The organism is Streptomyces ossamyceticus (assembly GCF_001418475.1).
In the GTDB taxonomy this organism is placed as follows: Bacteria; Actinomycetota; Actinomycetes; order Streptomycetales; family Streptomycetaceae; genus Streptomyces; species Streptomyces ossamyceticus.
In genome coordinates, this window is record NZ_LIQX01000839.1 from 1 (window position 1) to 793 (window position 793).

Genomic DNA, 793 nt, shown 5'->3' on the forward strand with positions numbered 1-793 from the left:
CGTCCGCCAGGCCGAGAGCTGGGCCCCGTCGGCGTGGGCGGGGTTCCACAGGCGCAGGGTGTCGGTGTCCGCGATCTCGTGGGTCGCGCTGTGGTTGTCCCGCAGGAGAACGTGCCCGGCGGGATCGCTCACGGGAAGGCCGGTGCGGGTGCCGTGCGCGGTGTCCGCCTCCCAGATCAGGGCCCGTGCGAGCGGGCCCGCGACCGGGTGGTCGAGCCACCGGGAGCGGAATCGCGCCCCGGTCTGCCCGGCGCCGTCCGCGAGGAGTTCCGCGAGGGCACCGCGCTCACGGTCGACCCGGGCCACGAGACGCGGCAGCCTGTGGCGCAGGGCCGTCAGTTCCGGGGCGAAGACCCAGTCGAGCCGGCGCATCATGGACGGCGTCACCGGCCGCCCCGTGGCGTCACGCACGTCCAACCCGACGGAGCCGTGGGGACGGACGGTCAGGGACGCCGTGCAGTCCCCGAGGGGGACACCGCGGGGGGCGTCCTGGGAGCCCTCGTGCTCGGCCAGGTACGCCTCGGCGATGGTGTCGAGCGCGGCNNGCGGCAGGCCGGGCCGGGTCCGGGTCCGGGAGGCCCGGGCGCGGCGCAGAACCCGTTCGCCGACCAGCGAGATCAGGGCGGGGTCACCGGTGAGACACGCCGCCCAGGCCGCTCCGGCCGCGAGGGTGTCCTCCAGGCCCGCGTTGTGGGGGTCGTACTCCGTCAGACGGATCTCCCGCCTCGACGCGTCGTCGTCGAAGTCGAGCAGGGTGCGCAGGATGTCCGCGGCGTCCGGGAGCGGCTCCAGC

General features: G+C 75.9%; 1 protein-coding gene. It reads right to left on the reverse strand.

Annotated elements, in window-relative coordinates; all coding sequences use genetic code 11:
* Positions 1-543: DUF4132 domain-containing protein (locus tag AOK15_RS39535; RefSeq protein ID WP_205632306.1), on the reverse strand; the 543-nt coding region annotated here is incomplete at both ends.
* Between the last annotated feature and the right edge of the window lie 250 nt (positions 544-793).